Annotated in this window: 15 protein-coding genes, 1 other RNA gene and 1 pseudogene; 8 read left to right on the top strand and 9 right to left on the bottom strand. The window is 36.1% G+C overall.

Annotated features, from left to right (window positions below):
• Nucleotides 1-369 precede the first annotated feature (369 nt).
• Entirely contained in the window at nt 370-1,833 is a 1,464-nt protein-coding gene (rpoN, locus tag WFK35_RS04685; RefSeq protein ID WP_235129818.1) for an RNA polymerase factor sigma-54, read from the top strand.
• Nucleotides 1,834-1,980: 147 nt separating this feature from the next.
• Here rpoN and WFK35_RS04680 read toward each other — a convergent pair whose 3' ends face one another.
• From WFK35_RS04680 to WFK35_RS04670, 3 genes are all read right to left on the bottom strand, one after another.
• Nucleotides 1,981-3,603, bottom strand: coding sequence for an AMP-binding protein (locus tag WFK35_RS04680; RefSeq protein WP_336731573.1), 1,623 nt, complete (start codon nt 3,601-3,603; stop codon nt 1,981-1,983).
• A 62-nt stretch (nt 3,604-3,665) separates the two neighbouring features.
• Nucleotides 3,666-4,340: a beta-carotene 15,15'-monooxygenase gene (locus WFK35_RS04675; protein ID WP_336731572.1), complete on the bottom strand. Its 675-nt coding sequence runs from the start codon at nt 4,338-4,340 to the stop codon at nt 3,666-3,668.
• A complete protein-coding gene (locus tag WFK35_RS04670) occupies nt 4,333-4,824 on the bottom strand; it encodes an RNA polymerase sigma factor (protein WP_076396001.1) in 492 nt (163 codons plus the stop codon). The genes WFK35_RS04675 and WFK35_RS04670 overlap by 8 nt, the downstream gene beginning before the upstream one ends.
• A gap of 194 nt (nt 4,825-5,018) precedes the next feature.
• Here WFK35_RS04670 and rnpB point away from each other — a divergent pair.
• An RNA gene (rnpB, locus tag WFK35_RS04665) (RNase P RNA component class A) lies at nt 5,019-5,343 on the top strand.
• Between the two features lie 92 nt (nt 5,344-5,435).
• On the opposite strand, the gene WFK35_RS04660 is transcribed toward rnpB, so the two are convergent.
• Both WFK35_RS04660 and WFK35_RS04655 read right to left on the bottom strand, forming a co-directional pair.
• Nucleotides 5,436-6,308 (bottom strand): polyphosphate kinase 2 family protein, encoded by an 873-nt coding sequence (locus tag WFK35_RS04660; protein WP_336731570.1) that lies wholly within the window; start codon nt 6,306-6,308, stop codon nt 5,436-5,438.
• Between the two features lie 147 nt (nt 6,309-6,455).
• Complete coding sequence (locus WFK35_RS04655; RefSeq protein WP_214590665.1) at nt 6,456-6,950, bottom strand: DUF1573 domain-containing protein; 495 nt, start codon at nt 6,948-6,950, stop codon at nt 6,456-6,458.
• Nucleotides 6,951-7,077: 127 nt separating this feature from the next.
• On the opposite strand from WFK35_RS04655, the gene WFK35_RS04650 reads away from it, so the two are divergent.
• The 6 genes from WFK35_RS04650 to WFK35_RS04625 all read left to right on the top strand — a co-directional run bounded on the left by WFK35_RS04650 (nt 7,078) and on the right by WFK35_RS04625 (nt 13,629).
• Complete coding sequence (locus WFK35_RS04650; protein WP_336731569.1) at nt 7,078-9,693, top strand: valine--tRNA ligase; 2,616 nt, start codon at nt 7,078-7,080, stop codon at nt 9,691-9,693.
• Between the two features lie 67 nt (nt 9,694-9,760).
• The gene (locus WFK35_RS04645) at nt 9,761-10,396 is read left to right on the top strand and encodes a DUF4241 domain-containing protein (protein ID WP_214590663.1); all 636 of its coding nucleotides are present in this window, start codon (nt 9,761-9,763) and stop codon (nt 10,394-10,396) included.
• A gap of 83 nt (nt 10,397-10,479) precedes the next feature.
• Nucleotides 10,480-11,370, top strand: coding sequence for a PfkB family carbohydrate kinase (locus WFK35_RS04640; RefSeq protein ID WP_235129825.1), 891 nt, complete (start codon nt 10,480-10,482; stop codon nt 11,368-11,370).
• Between the two features lie 86 nt (nt 11,371-11,456).
• The gene (locus WFK35_RS04635; RefSeq protein ID WP_336731568.1) at nt 11,457-12,296 is read left to right on the top strand and encodes an alpha/beta hydrolase family protein; all 840 of its coding nucleotides are present in this window, start codon (nt 11,457-11,459) and stop codon (nt 12,294-12,296) included.
• A gap of 56 nt (nt 12,297-12,352) precedes the next feature.
• Nucleotides 12,353-12,997: an HD domain-containing protein gene (locus WFK35_RS04630; RefSeq protein WP_336731567.1), complete on the top strand. Its 645-nt coding sequence runs from the start codon at nt 12,353-12,355 to the stop codon at nt 12,995-12,997.
• A 38-nt stretch (nt 12,998-13,035) separates the two neighbouring features.
• The gene (locus WFK35_RS04625; RefSeq protein WP_336731566.1) at nt 13,036-13,629 is read left to right on the top strand and encodes a hypothetical protein; all 594 of its coding nucleotides are present in this window, start codon (nt 13,036-13,038) and stop codon (nt 13,627-13,629) included.
• Between the two features lie 52 nt (nt 13,630-13,681).
• On the opposite strand, the gene WFK35_RS04620 is transcribed toward WFK35_RS04625, so the two are convergent.
• From WFK35_RS04620 to WFK35_RS04605, 4 genes and pseudogenes are all read right to left on the bottom strand, one after another.
• Nucleotides 13,682-13,912 (bottom strand): hypothetical protein, encoded by a 231-nt coding sequence (locus tag WFK35_RS04620; RefSeq protein WP_235129828.1) that lies wholly within the window; start codon nt 13,910-13,912, stop codon nt 13,682-13,684.
• A gap of 193 nt (nt 13,913-14,105) precedes the next feature.
• On the bottom strand, nt 14,106-14,996 hold the full coding sequence (locus WFK35_RS04615; protein WP_336731565.1) for a DUF72 domain-containing protein: 891 nt from the start codon (nt 14,994-14,996) through the stop codon (nt 14,106-14,108).
• A gap of 97 nt (nt 14,997-15,093) precedes the next feature.
• The gene (locus tag WFK35_RS04610; protein WP_336731563.1) at nt 15,094-16,662 is read right to left on the bottom strand and encodes a hypothetical protein; all 1,569 of its coding nucleotides are present in this window, start codon (nt 16,660-16,662) and stop codon (nt 15,094-15,096) included.
• A gap of 9 nt (nt 16,663-16,671) precedes the next feature.
• Nucleotides 16,672-16,900, bottom strand: a pseudogene (locus WFK35_RS04605) (hypothetical protein); the annotation flags it as partial.

Here is a 16,900-nt window from a genome sequence, read left to right as displayed (position 1 = left end):
ACATATTCAAAAAAGCTAAGAAAAGAAGTTGAGAAAAAGGAAAAACTTATTTCCGAAAATCCGAATATAGGTTCTCCCTCTGAAATTGTGATGTTAAATATGTTTTGATTGATAAAAATTTTTCCCTTTATTATCGGGTTAATAAAGATGTTATTGAAATTCTGGCGTTTTGGAATAACAGAAGAGATCCGGAAAATCTGGATATATAAGAACAAAAAAGCCCTGAAAATCATTGTTCAGGGCTTTTTTCGTTTATTTTAAATAGCTTATTATATGTAATTGAATACAAAAATCGTGCTAAAATTTAATTTTGTCAAAAAAAAGTATTAAATTCGTAAAATATGTTATGTTAAAACACCAACTAGTAATATGCTAAAACAACACTTACAACTCAAATTAGGACAAAAGCTGGCTCCCCAGCAAATCCAGTTAATGAAGTTGATCCAGCTTCACACACTGGAGTTTGAAGAGGAACTTGAGAGGGAGTTAGAAGAAAATCCGGCATTGGAGATCGCAAAAGAAGAATCTAAGGAAGATGATTATTCTTCTCTCGAAGATACGTATGAAACAGAAGGAACGGAAAGTATTGAAACGGATTTTGATGTAGACCAATATCTTTACGACGACGAACCAAGTTATAAAACAGCATCCAGCAACTATTCCTCAGACGATGAGGAATTTGATAACGAAAGTCTTCTGACAGAAGGGCAGTCTTTGTATGATTATCTCATGGAACAGATTAATCTTGCCAATATTAACAAAGAAGATCTGAAGATTGCGGAATATCTTATCGGAAATCTCGATACAGACGGATATTTAAGAAGAGAAATAAAATCTATTGTTGATGACCTTGCGTTTTCTCAGGGAATTTATACAACGAGAGAAAATGTAGAAGATATTCTGGAAAACTATGTACAGAAGCTTGATCCGCCCGGTGTGGGAGCAAGAGGTCTTCAGGAATGTCTTTTGCTGCAGATTGAGAAAAAAGTAAGCTCAGATAAAGCGGTTTCTCTGGCTGCCAGTATTCTGAGACATCAGTTTGATGCACTTACCAACAAACATTATAACAAGATCATTCAGAAGTATGATATCGAGGAGGAAGATCTGAGAGACGCTCTGGATGAAATTTCAAAATTATCTCCGAAAGTGGGAGGAAACTTTGATACACAAACCATTACCATTAATCAGGAAATTATTCCGGATTTTGTAATTCAGGTGAAAGACGGACAGGTTATTCCGATGCTGAACAGTAAAAATGCACCTACGCTGAGAGTTTCTGAAGAATACAAAGATATTTTATCTACTTATTCTCACGATAAAAATTCTGCAGAACACAAACAGGCGGCTTTGTTCATCAAGCAGAAATTAGATGCGGCAAAATGGTATATTGATGCCATTAATCAGCGCCAGAATACATTATTGCAAACCATTACAGCCATTGTAAAATTTCAGAAAGACTATTTCCTTACCGGAGACGAAAAATCTTTGAGACCGATGATTCTTAAAGATATTGCCGATATTACAGGCTTCGATATTTCAACGATTTCAAGAGTGGTAAAAAGCAAATATGCCGATACTCCGAACGGAATTATTTACCTTAAAGATCTGTTCTCGGATAGTTTAACGAACGATGACGGAGAGGAAGTTTCTACAAAAGAAATCAAAATGCATCTTCAGGAAGTGATCAGCAAAGAAAATAAAAGAAAACCATTAACGGATGATGCTTTAGTGGTTATTCTGAAAGAGCAGGGCTACAATATCGCCAGAAGAACGATCGCAAAATACCGTGAACAGCTTAATATTCCGGTAGCGAGATTAAGAAAAGAATTATAAAATAGAAAAGCAGTTCAAATCGAACTGCTTTTTTATTGTTTTTTCCATAAAGTTGTATCTCATTCTGAAGCAGCCTGAAAAGATTCGAACGAAGTTGAACGAATCTCCATTTGTAAAGAGGATTCTTCGCTACAAATAACAAGATCTTTAAATCTTTGCCTTATCTAATCCCAACTCCTTTACAGAAACTTCCCGCATTTCAACCTTTCGTACTTTTCCGGAAATCGTCATCGGGAATTCATCCACAAACTTCCAGTATTTTGGAACTTTATAATGGGCAATTCTGCCTTTGCAATAGTTTAAAAGTTCTTCTTCCGTTACCTGAAAACCTTTTCTCACTTTCACCCATGCCATTACTTCTTCTCCGAATTTCTCGCTAGGAACTCCAATAATCTGAACATCAAGAATATTCGGATACGTGTACAAAAAGTCTTCAATTTCTTTCGGAGAAATATTTTCACCACCACGGATAATCAGGTCTTTTATCCTTCCGGAAATGGTAATGTAGCCTTCTTCATCCATAACCGCCATATCTCCGGTATGCATCCATCTTCCTTCATCAAGAACTTTTCTGGTGTTTTCGGGATCGTTCCAGTATTTCAGCATTACAGAATATCCTCTTGTACACAGTTCCCCATGTTCGCCGCGCGCAACGATTTTTCCGTTTTCATCAATGATTTTTATTTCCAGATGATCCTGAACCGTTCCTACCGTATTCACCTGCTTTTCAAATGGGGTTCCGATAAGAGTTTGCGTAGAAACAGGGGAGGTTTCTGTCATTCCGTAGCAGATGCTCATTTCTTTAATATTCATGAGACTTTCCACCTTTTTCATAATTTCCGGAGGGCAGACTGAGCCTGCCATTACGCCTGTTCTTAAACTTGAAAAATCAAAGGTTTCGAAATTTTTTACGGCTAATTCTGCAATAAACATGGTCGGAACTCCGTAAAGCGAGGTGCATTTTTCGTCAGAAACAACTTTCAAAGTGATTTCAGGATCAAAACTGTCATTCGGAATTACCATACAGGCTCCGTGAGAAGTACAGCAGATGTTTCCGATTACCATTCCGAAACAGTGATAAAAAGGAACAGGAATACAGACCCTGTCTTTTTCAGTATATTTTAACCGAATTCCGATAAAATATCCGTTGTTTAAAATATTATGATGAGAAAGTGTAACTCCTTTCGGAAAACCCGTTGTTCCTGAAGTATATTGAATATTCACAGGATCATCAAACTGAACATGCTCCTCAAAACTATGGAGCGTATCATCAGAAATATGCTGTCCGTTATTTAAAAATTCTTCCCAGTTGTCATCAAAGAAAATTTCAGATTTTAAAGTCGAGCAGAATTCTCTTGCATCCGCAATCATCTGTTTATAATCGCTGGATTTGAAAGCCAGAGACGAAAAAATATGGGACATTTCTGACTGATTGATCACAAAGATCAGTTCACTGGTTCTGTAAGCGGGATTTATGTTTACCAAAATAACCCCGATTCTTGCGGTTGCATATTGTAAAAGAACCCATTCGTAACGGTTAGTAGACCAGATTCCGATGCGGTCTCCGGATTTTGCTCCCAGAAAAATCAGTGCTTTTGCAACCGCTGTTGTCTGATTGTAAAATTCCTGATAGGTAGCGCGGTAATTTTGATGTACACAGATTAATGCTTCGTGATTGGGAAATTTTTCAACCGTGTGTTTCAGGTTATTTCCGATGGTTTCACCCAATAAAGAAATTTCGGAAGCGCCATGAACATAGGATATTTGCATAGAATAAAAGATTTGGTTAAATAAAATTAACAATAATATCTTAAATTCCTGCTGTTTTCAGTTTAAATTTCCTGCGAATCGATTTCTTTTAACTGAGTTAAATTCTTATCCAGTTTTTTAATGATAATTCCATAAACAATTCTGTAATACAGCCATACCATTATTACTGTAAAAACAGTACTTATGATAATACCTGCTACAAATCCTATTAGCGTAGAATTGGTAATTTCTACATTCTGAGTATTTAAGATATAAAAAACAAAGATTGTGAAAATAGAGGTAAAAGTGATTAATAATGCGATATTAATTAAAATAAAGGCATTAACTGTCTTCTTAAATTTAATGATCTTAAGAATAAACTTTTTAAGATTTTCCTCAATTTTTATAACCTTGTAATTCTGATAAAATTTAAGGACAAAATAAGCTGTGATGGCTAAACTTAAAACTTTTAATACAAGATAAATATTGTCGAACGTATTTTCTAATTCCGAAGTTTTCTGTACGCCCAGCTTTGTAAGAATATTAATGAAAGAGTTGGATTCCTTTCCCTGAATGATGTAGAATAATCCTATTAATGTAAAAAATAAAAACTCGAAAACACTGATCCAGAAAATATACTTCACATAATTTCGTGATTTTTTGTTGAGCATCTGAAGAATCTCATTGTTGTTGTATTTTTCCTGAACAGGCTGTTCCTGCCATGTTTTCTTAAAGCTGTCTAAATCAAATTCAGGCATATTTTTCCATCTGTTCTTTAAGGGTTTTCTTTAATCTGTTCATTTTCACACGCGCATTTACTTCGGTTATCCCGAGGTTTTCTGCAATATCCTTATAAGGCAAATCATCCAGATACATCATCACGATTGCTCTTTCCACATTGGGAAGGGTTTTGATTACTGTATACAAAAGTGATACCTGTTGCTGTTTTTCGTCATCATCTTCCACAAAATCTGCATGGTTGATGTCTAATTCATTAGTCTGTAGGCTTTTGCTTTTTTTTCTGAAAAGGGTGATAGCGGTATTTAAAGCAACACGGTACATCCACGTAGAAATTTTGGAATTTCCTTTAAATGAGTCATAACTTCTCCACAATTGTAACACAATTTCCTGAAAAAGATCTTCCTCGTCCTCCAAAGAATTGGTGTAAAGACGCGAAACCTTAATAATCAGACCCTGATTATCCTTAATAAGCTGCGCAAATTCTTTTTCCTTTGAAGCCAATTGGGATGTTTAGTTTTTGTAGCACGAAGATAATAATTATTAGTCAATTGTCAATTTTACTTCGTAATTGAATGGTGAATTTTTTATTTTCATTAAATTGATTTTAGTGCTTTATAAATTGAGAATGAATTTAATTGACAATTCACAATCCACAAAATGTGGATTTAATTCACATTTTGCTATCTTTGCAGCCACGAGAAAATCGGCTTGTTGATTTCCCGTTTCAAGGGAGGTAGGAAAGTCCGGACACCGTAGAGCAGCAAAGCGGATAACCTCCGTCACCCGCGAGGGTAGGACAAGTGCAACAGAAAGGATGTACAGTTCGGCTGTAGTGAAATCAGGTAAACTCTTTGTGGTGCAATGATAAGTATATCGGTTCTTTTCAGCAATGAAAATAGGAGTTGCTCGCTCTGAAAGCCGAGGGGTAATCAGCTAAAGTTTTGCAGCAATGTAAGATGCAGATAAATAACAGGCGCTTCTTCGGAAGAACAAAATCCGGCTTATAGATTTTCTCGTGGTTTTTTAAGAGTTGGAAGTTAGAGGCTGGAAGAAGGAAGTCTTTAACGCAATCATTTAAACCTCCATCTTCAGGCTCCCATCTTCCCTCCAATTTATTTCTCGCTTTCCAGTTGTTTTTTTGCTTCTTCTAAATCTTTACGATCCTCTTCTGATAATTTAGGATACTGCAGATTCATTTTTTCCAAAGCATCAATAATAATCTGTATCGCGGCAACTCTTGCAAACCATTTATTGTCAGCAGGAAGAACATACCAAGGCGCGTAATCTTTTGAAGTCTCATTGATTGCCGTTTCGTAGCATTCCATATATTTTTCGAATAAAGCTCTCTCCGGAAGATCCGCGGCAGAAAATTTCCAGTTTTTCTCCTGTTCGTTAATTCTGTCCAGAAGTCTTTTCTTTTGCTCGTCCTTAGAAACATTCAGGAATATTTTTATAACGGTCGTTCCGTTTTGAGCAAGATGTTTTTCAAAATTTCTGATGCTTTCATAGCGGTTTTCCCAGAATTTATCATCAAAATCTTTAACAGATTTCCATGTTTTTTCGCTTAAATTATATTCAGGATGAACTTTGCAGACCAATACACTTTCGTAATGAGAACGGTTAAAAATTCCGATCATGCCTTTTTGAGGCAATGCTAAATAATGTCTCCACAAAAAATCATGGGCATATTCTTTCGAAGTAGGAGTTTTAAAGCTCGTCACATTGCAGCCTTGCGGATTTACTCCCCCGAAAACATGCTCAATCATGCTGTCTTTTCCCGCGGCATCCATCGCCTGAAGTACCACTAAGAGAGACTGGCTTCCATCGGAATACAATTTCTCCTGAAGCTCACGAAGCTTTTCTTTTTCGTTAAATAATAATTGTTCCCCTTCTTCTTTGGTAAGTTTTCCTTTGTACTCCGTTGAAGCTTTTTTAATGGAAAATTTTCCTTTTACCAAAAAATTGTCTGAAAAGTTAGTGTCCATGTTTATTTTAAATTATTAAAAGATTAAAGATTAATTTTGGTCACAATCCATAGTTAAAATCGCTTACCATCAACTAACCTAATATAAATGTAATAAAAAAACCGCCTCCATGAGACGGTTTCATTTATTTTAGTAAAGATTTTACCATTATGCAGCAGTTTTAGCAGCAGCTTTAGCCGCTTTTTTTGCTTCCTTCTTTGCAGCTTTAGCCGCAGCTTTCTCTTCTTTAGCTTTAGCCTTCAATTCCTCAGGAGTCAATGGTTTTGGATCCGGAGCATTAGGATCTACGTTTCCTTTAATGTAGATTACACTTCTGCTGTTTACGGGATCGTTAGAAAATACTTCAATCATTTTGTTGAAACCACCGTTAATTCCGGTATTGTATCCTACCTTTATTTTAGCTGATTTTCCCGGCAGAATCGGATCCTGGCTGAATTCAGGCGTTGTACATCCGCAAGATGCTTTTACATTCGATAAGATAAGAGGCTTGTCTCCCGTATTGGTTACCGTGAAAAACCTGATGCCGTCTGAACCTGGTTTTACATTTCCGTAGTCGAAAGTAGTTTTGTCAAACGTAATCGTTTGTGCAGATGCAAGAGCGAAGGTTCCGAATAATGCAATTCCTGCGATTAATTTTTTCATATTCTTGAATATTAAATATGTTGTTAGATAAATTTTGAGAAACAAAGTTAAAAATTATTTTAATTCATACTTAAAATATTTTTCTTTAGACTATTTTTGCAAATTGTAAATTAAAGTAAAAGAATTTATGCAGATTTCAGAAAAGTACAATCCACAGGAAACAGAACAAAAGTGGTACAATTACTGGTTGGAAAATAAATACTTCCATTCAGAACCCAATGACAAGCCGCCTTACACTGTTGTAATTCCTCCGCCAAACGTTACGGGGATTTTGCACATGGGGCATATGCTTAACAATACCATTCAGGATGTTCTGGTCCGTCGTGCAAGAATGCAGGGCTTTAATGCTTGCTGGGTTCCGGGAACAGATCACGCTTCTATTGCTACGGAAGCGAAAGTGGTTGCTAAACTGAAGTCTGAAGGAGTCAATAAATCTGATATTACAAGAGAGGAGTTTTTAAAGCACGCTTGGGAATGGACTGATAAATACGGAGGAACAATTCTTGAGCAGCTTAAAAAATTAGGATGTTCATGTGATTGGGACAGAACCCGCTTCACCATGGAACCGAAACTTTCTCAACAGGTAATTAAATCTTTTGTTGATCTTTATAATAAAGGATTGATTTACCGTGGGTACAGAATGGTAAACTGGGATCCCGAAGCAAAAACTAATATTTCCGACGAAGAAGTAATCTTTAAGGAGCAGAACGGAAAATTATATTTCCTGAAATATGTCATTGAAGGGTCAGAAGAATTCCTGTCAGTAGCGACAACGCGTCCGGAAACTATTTTCGGGGATACTGCAGTGTGTATCAATCCTAATGATGAGAGATACGCTCATTTAAAAGGTAAAAAAGTAATCGTACCAATCGTTAACAGAGTAATTCCGATCATTGAGGACGAATATGTGGATATTGAATTCGGAACAGGTGCTTTGAAAATTACGCCTGCTCACGACATCAATGATTACGAAATCGGACAAAAACATAATCTTCAGATGATTGATGCTTTGGATGATGACGGAAATCTGAACGATCACGGGTTGCATTACGCCGGAAAAAACAGATTCGACGTAAGAAAGCAGATTGCCAAAGAACTGGAAGAAAAAGATCTTTTGCTGAAAGCAGAAGATTATGTAAATAAAGTAGGAACTTCAGAAAGAACAGGTGCGGTAATTGAACCTAAAGTTTCTGTACAATGGTTCCTGAAAATGTCTGAAATTGCAAAACCTGCTTTGGATGTTGTAATGGATGATGAGGTTAAATTTTATCCTGAAAAGTTTAAAAATACCTACAAACACTGGATGGAAAACATCCGCGACTGGAATATCTCCCGACAGCTTTGGTGGGGACAGCAAATTCCTGCCTTTTATTACGGTGACGGAGAAAACGATTTCGTTGTTGCAGAAACTATCGAAGAAGCTTTGGCATTAGCCAAAGAGAAAACTCAAAACCCTGAACTCGAAACTCAAAATTTAAAACAAGACGAAGACGCTCTTGATACATGGTTCTCTTCATGGTTGTGGCCAATGTCGGTTTTCGATGGGTTGCTTGATCCTGAAAATAAAGACATCAATTATTATTACCCGACTTCAGATTTGGTAACAGGTCCGGATATTATTTTCTTCTGGGTAGCAAGAATGATTATGGCAGGACTGGAGTACAGAAAACAAGTTCCTTTTAAAAATGTTTATTTCACAGGGATTGTAAGAGATAAGCAGCGAAGAAAGATGTCTAAATCTTTAGGAAATTCGCCGGATCCGTTAGAATTAATGGATAAGTATGGAGCAGATGGAGTTCGTGTAGGAATTTTATTAAGCTCTGCAGCCGGAAACGACCTTCTTTTTGATAAAGATTTGATGCTTCAGGGAAGAAATTTCATGTCAAAGATCTGGAGTGCTTTTCGATTGATCAATATGTGGAACCATGAAGATAAGCCTGCCAATTCAACAGAACTTCAGGCAATTGAATGGTTTGAAAATAAATTAAATAAAACAATTGCTGAGATCAACGATCAGTTTGAAAAGTTCAGAATTTCTGATGCTTTGCATTTGATTTATAAATTAATTTGGGATGATTTCTGTTCTTGGTATTTAGAAGCAATTAAGCCAAATTATGGAGAAGGAATTTCTAAGGAAGTTTACAATAAGACCGTTGCTCTTTTTGAGGAGTTAATAAAATTACTTCACCCGTTCATGCCTTTCCTGACAGAAGAATTATGGCAAACAATTTCGCAACGAAACGTTGAGGATGCCTTAATTATTGCACAGCAGAAAAAGGCAGAAAGTTTTAATGAAGATATTATTAAAAACTTCGAAACTGCTTCAGAAATTATCTCCGGCGTTAGAAATTACCGTCAAACCAAAGGAATTTCTCCAAGAGAAGCTGCCGAAATTTATACCAATGCTTCAGAATTTCCTAACGAATCAGTGATTAAGAAATTAGCTAATGTTTCAGAAATTCATTTCGGAACAAAAACGGATAAGCCGAGCTTTACATTTTTGGTAGGTGCAACAGAAATTTCAATTCCATTAAGTGAAAACTTAGATTTGGGAGAAGAGAAAACGAAAACAGAAGAAGAATTAAAGTATCTGAAAGGATTTTTGATCTCTGTAGATAAAAAACTTTCCAACGAAAAATTTGTTGCCAACGCAAAACCTGAAGTTGTTGAGACGGAACGGAAAAAGCAAAAAGACGCTCTTGACAAAATTGCAATTTTGGAAGAGAAATTGAAAAGTTTATAATAATAAGGTTTAGGTTAAAGCTGAGTCTTAAACTTAGCCTTAACCTTAATCTTAGCCTAAATATGATATGACACACATAGAAAACATCAAAAAACTATTCTCCAAAAACTTCGTAGAAAGTCCCTTGCTGGAAAGCTTCGAAGTTGGGAAAATTTATCTTTCCAGCGGAAAACTTGTTGCCTGTGATCCTCTGATTACAAATGACATGAAACCTTTCTCCATAACATTTCCGAAGGGAGATTTTTCGGTTTTACTGCATAAAGAAAGGGAAAGCAATTGTGTGGCGTATGCCGAAATTATTTTTAGCCAGTCAGAAATTACAGACTGGAAACTTGCAACGACAGAAGGACAGAATATTAAAGATCTTGAGGAAGGAGAAGTTTTCGGATATCCTGTAGAAAGCGGGATGGGCTGCTTTATGGATGTGGATACACAGAATAATCTTAACGAGCTCGAACAAAGACTGTATCACAGTAAAGGAGTCGATTTTATGGGGATTTATGAAGAATTTTTTCATGAATATTTCTTTGATGAAAAAGGAGCAATCGATCAGTTTGCTTTTTTAAAGCCGTCTGAAAACCATCCGGGAACTATTTTTGCTTTTGAAACAGGATATGGTGAAGGTTTTTATGCAAGTTACATCGCCTGCGATAAAAATAACAATCCTGTAAAAATCATCACAGAATTTATTGAAATTAGTTAATAGTCATTAATTTTTTTTGAAATTCTAATTTCATATCATAAATTTGTACGAATCACGAAATGTTAAACCATTAAGAAACACTAATGAATTTTTCCTCAGAACAGCCAAGAATTATCGTTGTAGGAAGCTCTTCGATAGATCTTGTTTTAGAAACCGAAAAAGTTCCCTGTGAGAACGAAACGGTTATTGCCCGAAAATCCGAAAGTTACTTTGGTGGAAAAGGAGCCAATCAGGCAGTTGGTGCAGCACGTTTGGGAGCAAGCGTCTACTTTGTAGGCTGTGTTGGGATGGATCCTCTTGGTCAGCAGATCATGAGAAATATGGTGAACGAAAATGTGAATGTAGGCTTTGTCTTCGAAACAGATCGTGAGTCAACCGGTACAGCTTATGTAACTACCTCAGACGGAAACGCGGCAATTGTTGTGGTTCCTGCAGCCAATAACTATCTTAGTGTAGAACATGTGGAAGCGGCAGATAAATATTTTCATACGGCAGATCTGGTTCTTCTTCAGCTTGAAGTTTCTATGAAAGTGATTGAGTATACCGTAAAAAAAGCCAAGAAATATGGTAAAAAAGTAGGTATGTATGCTTCGCCTGCACAGCGTCTGAGCGATGAAATTCTAAATAATGTAGATTTTCTTGTGGTAAAAAGCAATGAACTGCATATCGTTTTCGGAGAAGAGCAGAGAGAAGAAATTCTTAAAAAATATTTTAATAAAGTTTTTGTACGAGACGATATTAATTCTACCATTTATTTTGACGGTACAGAAATGAAATACTGCAGAAACGACAAGGATAAAACTGCTTATAAAATGGGAATGGGAGATGCTTTTACGGTAGGATTTTCTATTGCTTTGTGTCATAAAAATTCGATAGAGGAGTGTGTGAAATTCGGGAATGAAGTTTCGGCAAGAGTTTCTGAATCAAAAGGCTCTCAATGTTGTCTTCCCAGACTTTCAGATTTTATTTCATAAGCTATTTGCTACATATCGAAAGTTTTAAACTTAACATAAAATATAAAGTAAAATTTCCACTTTTATAGTGGATTTTTTCTTTTACCATGAAAGAGCTTACATTTACTACATCTGATAATGTTTCAATAGCTGCCCATCTGTTTTTGCCTGAAAAAAGCAATCATAAACTATTGCTTATCAACTCTGCAACCGGAGTAAAACAACAGATTTATTTTTCTTTTGCCAAATTTTTTTCCGAAAACGGATTTACGGTCATCACTTACGATTATCGTGGAATCGGGCTTTCAAAACCTGAAAATATGAGAGGATTTCATGCTTCCATGAGAATCTGGGGTTCGGAAGATTTTAAAGCAGTTACAGATTATATTCAGAAAAATTTTAATGATTATAAGAAGTATTGTCTGGGACATTCTGTAGGTGCTTTAATTTTAGGAATGAATAAAGATGCTGATATTTTTGAAGAATTTTTCTTCGTGGGAACCCAAAATGCTTTTGTGGGACATTTAAAATTCAAAACAAAAATAGAAGCTTATCTTGGTTTTGGAATTGCCCAGCCTCTAACTACCGCATTATTAGGCTACTTCCCCGGAAATTGGTTCGGACTCGGAGAAAGTCTCCCGAAAAATTGCGCATATGACTGGAGAACCTTAATTTTAAACAGAAAATCGACCAACGGTTTACTGGAAAAAATTGATGATTATTCTAAAAGTTTAAGACAAAAGGTATTTGTTATTCGTGCTGAAGATGATGCCTGGCTCACAGAAAAAGGCGTAAAAAGTCTGATGAATGATACCTATCCTAATCTCCGGCCTACATACAGACTTGTGAAAACTTCTGAATCGGAAAAAGGTGAAATAGGACACATCAATTTTTTCAGAAGCTATAATAAGAAACTTTGGAATATTATTTTAAATGAAATTCCGTAGCGAATCATTTTTCTTTCTGACGTGTTGGTCTCCAAATATTTAAAATGATTGATATAATGAAGAATCTGATTGAAAACACGGTAGAATTTGTAAAAGAAAAACTGGAAGGGGCAGAAGCGGGACACGACTGGTTTCATATCGAAAGAGTATGGAAATTATCCAAAAAAATTGCTGAAACAGAAAATTGTAATCAGGAAGTGGTAGAGCTGGCAGCTTTGCTTCATGATATAGCCGATCCCAAATTTCATAACGGCGATGAAACGCTTGCTTTGAAAGTTTCCCGTGAATTTCTCGAAAGCCAGAACGCCGGAGAAGAATTAATTGAGCAGGTTTTATTCATTATTAAAAACATTTCCTTTAAGAACAGAGGAGAAGTTCCCAAAAACCTTCCTGTTGAACTGAAAATTGTGCAGGATGCGGACAGAATTGATGCTATAGGAGCCATCGGTATAGGAAGAACATTCAATTTCGGAGGCTTTAAAAATAATCCGATGTATGATCCTCATGTAGAGCCTAAACTCAATATGTCTAAGGAAGAGTATAAAAAATCCAACGGAACAACCATCAACCATTTCTACGAAAAACTTTTGCTGCTGAAAGATCTTATGAATACGGAAAAAGGAAAAGAAATTGCTGCCGAAAGACACGATTTTATGCTGAAATTTCTCGATCAGTTCTACAAAGAGTGGAATGTCGATTAGTATTCTTTTAAAAGTCTTTAAATAAGTATCTTTGCAGTATGGTATTTATTGTTCTGGTTATCTTCTGGGCTTCTGTTTTTTCTCTCCTTCTTTCTAAACTGAAGAGAGGGAAAGGCGCAGAATGGGCAAAATTATTCCGTATCGTTACGATTATTTTTTCATTTTCAATTTTTACCTACTGGTTTATTAAGAAAAGTACCATAGGCATTGTGGAAAATTCGGTAGCGCTTCAGGTTATCAACAAACTTCCGCAGCCACTGGATTTTTATGTACTCACCTTAAATGATGCTGAAGCTGGCAAAGTAATAGAAACAAAGCATCTCGGAAAAATCCGCCCGGAGTATTACAGGATAGAATATCTGAAGATGGATAAATCTGATGAATATTGGGTGGTAGGATATCTGGGTAAAAAGAATCTGGTTTATTTTTCTCAGAATTCGGTTCCGAATAAAAATATAGATCAGATCATTGAAGTTCAGAATTATATTATTCAGAGTTCAAAACTTTCGGATCTGGCAAAAAAGCAGATTGATACGTACAACCATGAAAATGTGAAGCTCGGAATCTGGATCACCTTAGATTTTCTGCTTTTGTTTCTCAACATCATGCTTTTGCTGCGAAAAAGAAAATAAAAAATCCCAGGCTTTAGTAAAGATTGGGACTTTTTAATGCATTTTAAAAAATTTAGGGATAGTCTAAAATAATCATAATTCTTTCTTTGTGCTCTTCCGGACAGTTTTTAATCAGTTTGTCTTTATTCTGCTTACTGATCTGTTTAGGTTCAAGCCATTCCGTGACGTCGGAACTTAAGCTGTTGTTGTCATAAGTTCTTTTTATTTTTTCGTCTTCATAAAAAGTATATTCGTCTCCGAGCCAGTTACTCGTTATACTTATTGTACAAATTTCCTTTTCCATACTGTTATTGGTTTTTATTGTGATTTGATAATATAGAATCTCTTCTTTCTAATTTACTAATTATAACAATATGAATGAAGCTTTTAGAGTAATTTTTTTTACAGACAAAAAAGTGAATTATTTATAGTAAAAGTGTACTTTTTATTATCAATTATCCCACTTATTAGTGAATAAAATTAAAATTTGTTAAATTTTAAAATAAAGTTCCTGTACTTTCGGTTGCCATTTTTGGGATGTGAATGTCTTGTTTCCACTCTTCATTCACTTTTTTAATGAAATAAGCGGAAAGCAGGGGAGAGGCTTTTTCAATATTCTGATGAACAAAAAAGTACAGGTTCTGCAAACCTTCCTCTTTCCATTGGGTAAGATGTCTCATCCAGTCGTCCAGTCTGTCATAATCACTTTCTGCGTTAGCTCCTACATAACGGATGAATGCATTGGGTGTAGTGAGGCGCATATGAAGCATATCTCTTCTTCCTGCCGTATCTACAATAATATTAGTGATATTGTTTTCTTCGAATAAGTCACATGTTTTATTGAGGATCTCTTCATCCGTAAACCAGTCTGTATTTCTCAGCTCGATTGCAAGTGGAACTTCTTTTGGCCAGTTTTTTACAAATTTTTCCAGTCTTTCATAATCTTTTGGTTTAAAATTATCGTGAAGCTGAAGGAAAACCATTCCCAGTTTTTCATCAAAATTTAAAACGGCTTTAGCGAACTGTGTTACCACATCATCAATATTTAAAAGTCTTCTGAAATGAGACACCGTATTCGTGATTTTTGGAAAAAATTTAAAATCAGCCGGAGTTTTTTCTTTCCATGTCTGCACTTGTTCCGGAGTTGGCATACCGTAAAAAGTTGCATTCAGTTCAATAGAATTAAACTGAGTTGCATAGTACGTAAGTTCGTCTTTTGTACCCTTGGGATAAAATCCTTTAAGGTCTGTTTTATTCCATTTTGCGCATCCTATGGAAATGTTTTCCAGTCCGCTTTTATTCCTGCTCAAAATTTCTTTGGTTCTTGGATGGTCTTTTGGTAACGTAAAATCTATCTTTGAAGGATCTTCAACTTGTCCGAATTTCATATCTGAATATTTTTAGAATTAATATGTAAAACAAAGATAAAAATAAAACCACAGAAAATTTTCTGTGGTTTGTCGGATTATATAATTGGTAAGGTTTTTACTGTACTCCCTGTGTCACCATTTTATTCGATACTACAGAATAAACACATCCCGTTGTTTTTAATGTAACGGTAATAGTTGCCGGAACAGATCTGTAGGCGGTATCACCATAAGGCTCCACAATATTGCCATTAGAATCTTTAAGCGTTTTTCCTTTTATCGTGTATGTCATTGTTGCTGTTCCTGTAAATCCGCTTGATGGAGTAAATGTAACTATTCCGGTACTTTTATTATAGCTCCATGTTCCTTCAGGAGTTACCTTTCTTCGGTATAAAGTAAGGTCGGTATCCCCTGTTTTTGTAAAGCTGAATGTCGTTATATCAATATTATTTTTACTTCCTGTAGGCGGAGTTGTAATACTAATAGGACCTTTGTATGCAATATCATTATCCAAAACCGGGATTGAAACCGGCTGGAGTTTACATGTGGTAGCTACATCATCATTGGCAACAGCAGAATAAGGTAATGTTAGTTTTACATTTCGGATAATATGCTGTTGGTAAGCAGCTCCTGTTGAAGCAGCAAACCCCAGTTTTAAAAATGAAGGTACTGTAGCATTTAAAGTTTGGTTTGTAGCCGCGCCCTCAGTATCTGAACTGTTAAAGTCGGTTACAGCCGGGTTCGCATTTTCGCTGTACGGAATTGATGTTTTATAATGAAAATAATCAATGATATTAATGGGTGTTCCGTTTTGTGTGGTCTGAATATCGACTTTAATATCGAAGCCGTCTGTAGTAGTTGCCGTAACAAAATGAGGAATCAGATCCAGAAGCACTTTTCTGAATTCACCGTTTCCGTTTCTCAAATCAAATACAGAAGACAGGGTATTAGTGGTTGTGGCATATGATCTGTCTGTCTGTAGTATTCTTCCTACTGTTCCTGTGTTACTTAATGTGGATCTCGTTACTAAAACAGGATATCCTGTATATCCGTCTCCTAAACCATTGGTATTGATGACAGCTCCTTTTGCTCCCCTCAAAGTAACATGGCTTGTTGCCTGGCTCCATGTAACTCCGGCAATACCGTTTACTCTCGATTCTCCCTGAAAACGTTTAGATTTAAAATTTCCGAATTCATCCAAAGCGATTCCGAGATATGCTCCTGACAAACCTGTTTTTCTAAATGAAGAAAAATCGTTTTTTGCTCTGTTATATGCATATCCTAAACCAGCACCGGGAGCACCGATTGTTGGAGTGGTAACAGATCCGTCATACAGAAAAAAAGATAACCCGTCTCCATAGGTTCCGCTGAACGGAGCGCCGGATTTCATGTCGTATTCGAATTCTACATGTAAACCATTCACCGAAGTAAATGTTCTGCCGTTAATAAACAATCCTCCGAACTGGCTGGAACTTGCCGGTGTAAGCTGTACTCCTGTTGCGGTATGAGAGGCGCTTCCCTGTATGGTAAGTTCAGATGCCGATGAAGCATTCATTAATGAACTGGAATAGGAGTAAAATCCATAAATACTGGCAACTTCTGTACTGTCTGTCTGTGCAAACATGAGATTTGTAAGCAAGGTAAAGATAAGGCTCATCAAAGACAGCCCTGTGAAATTCTTTTTCATGATGTTTACTTATTTTACGACAAAAACAATGTTAATAAAAGAAGCAGGCGTTGCATTTGCCAGTACATCATAGTTTAAAACCCCTGTATTGCTGATGCTGTTAATTCTGAATACAGTAGAATCATACCCTGTTACATAATAATAAAGATCCGTTGCGTTAGGGAAAAAAGGAATTGTTGCAGGCGCAGAGGTACTTCTCGCATTTGTAGGGATATTCGAAAACTGATTTTTATACAGT

It is taken from the genome of Chryseobacterium sp. VD8 (assembly GCF_037149975.1).
GTDB lineage: Bacteria > Bacteroidota > Bacteroidia > Flavobacteriales > Weeksellaceae > Chryseobacterium > Chryseobacterium indicum.
Note: the sequence above shows the minus strand (reverse complement) of the source record. Positions and strands in the feature narration are given on the sequence as shown.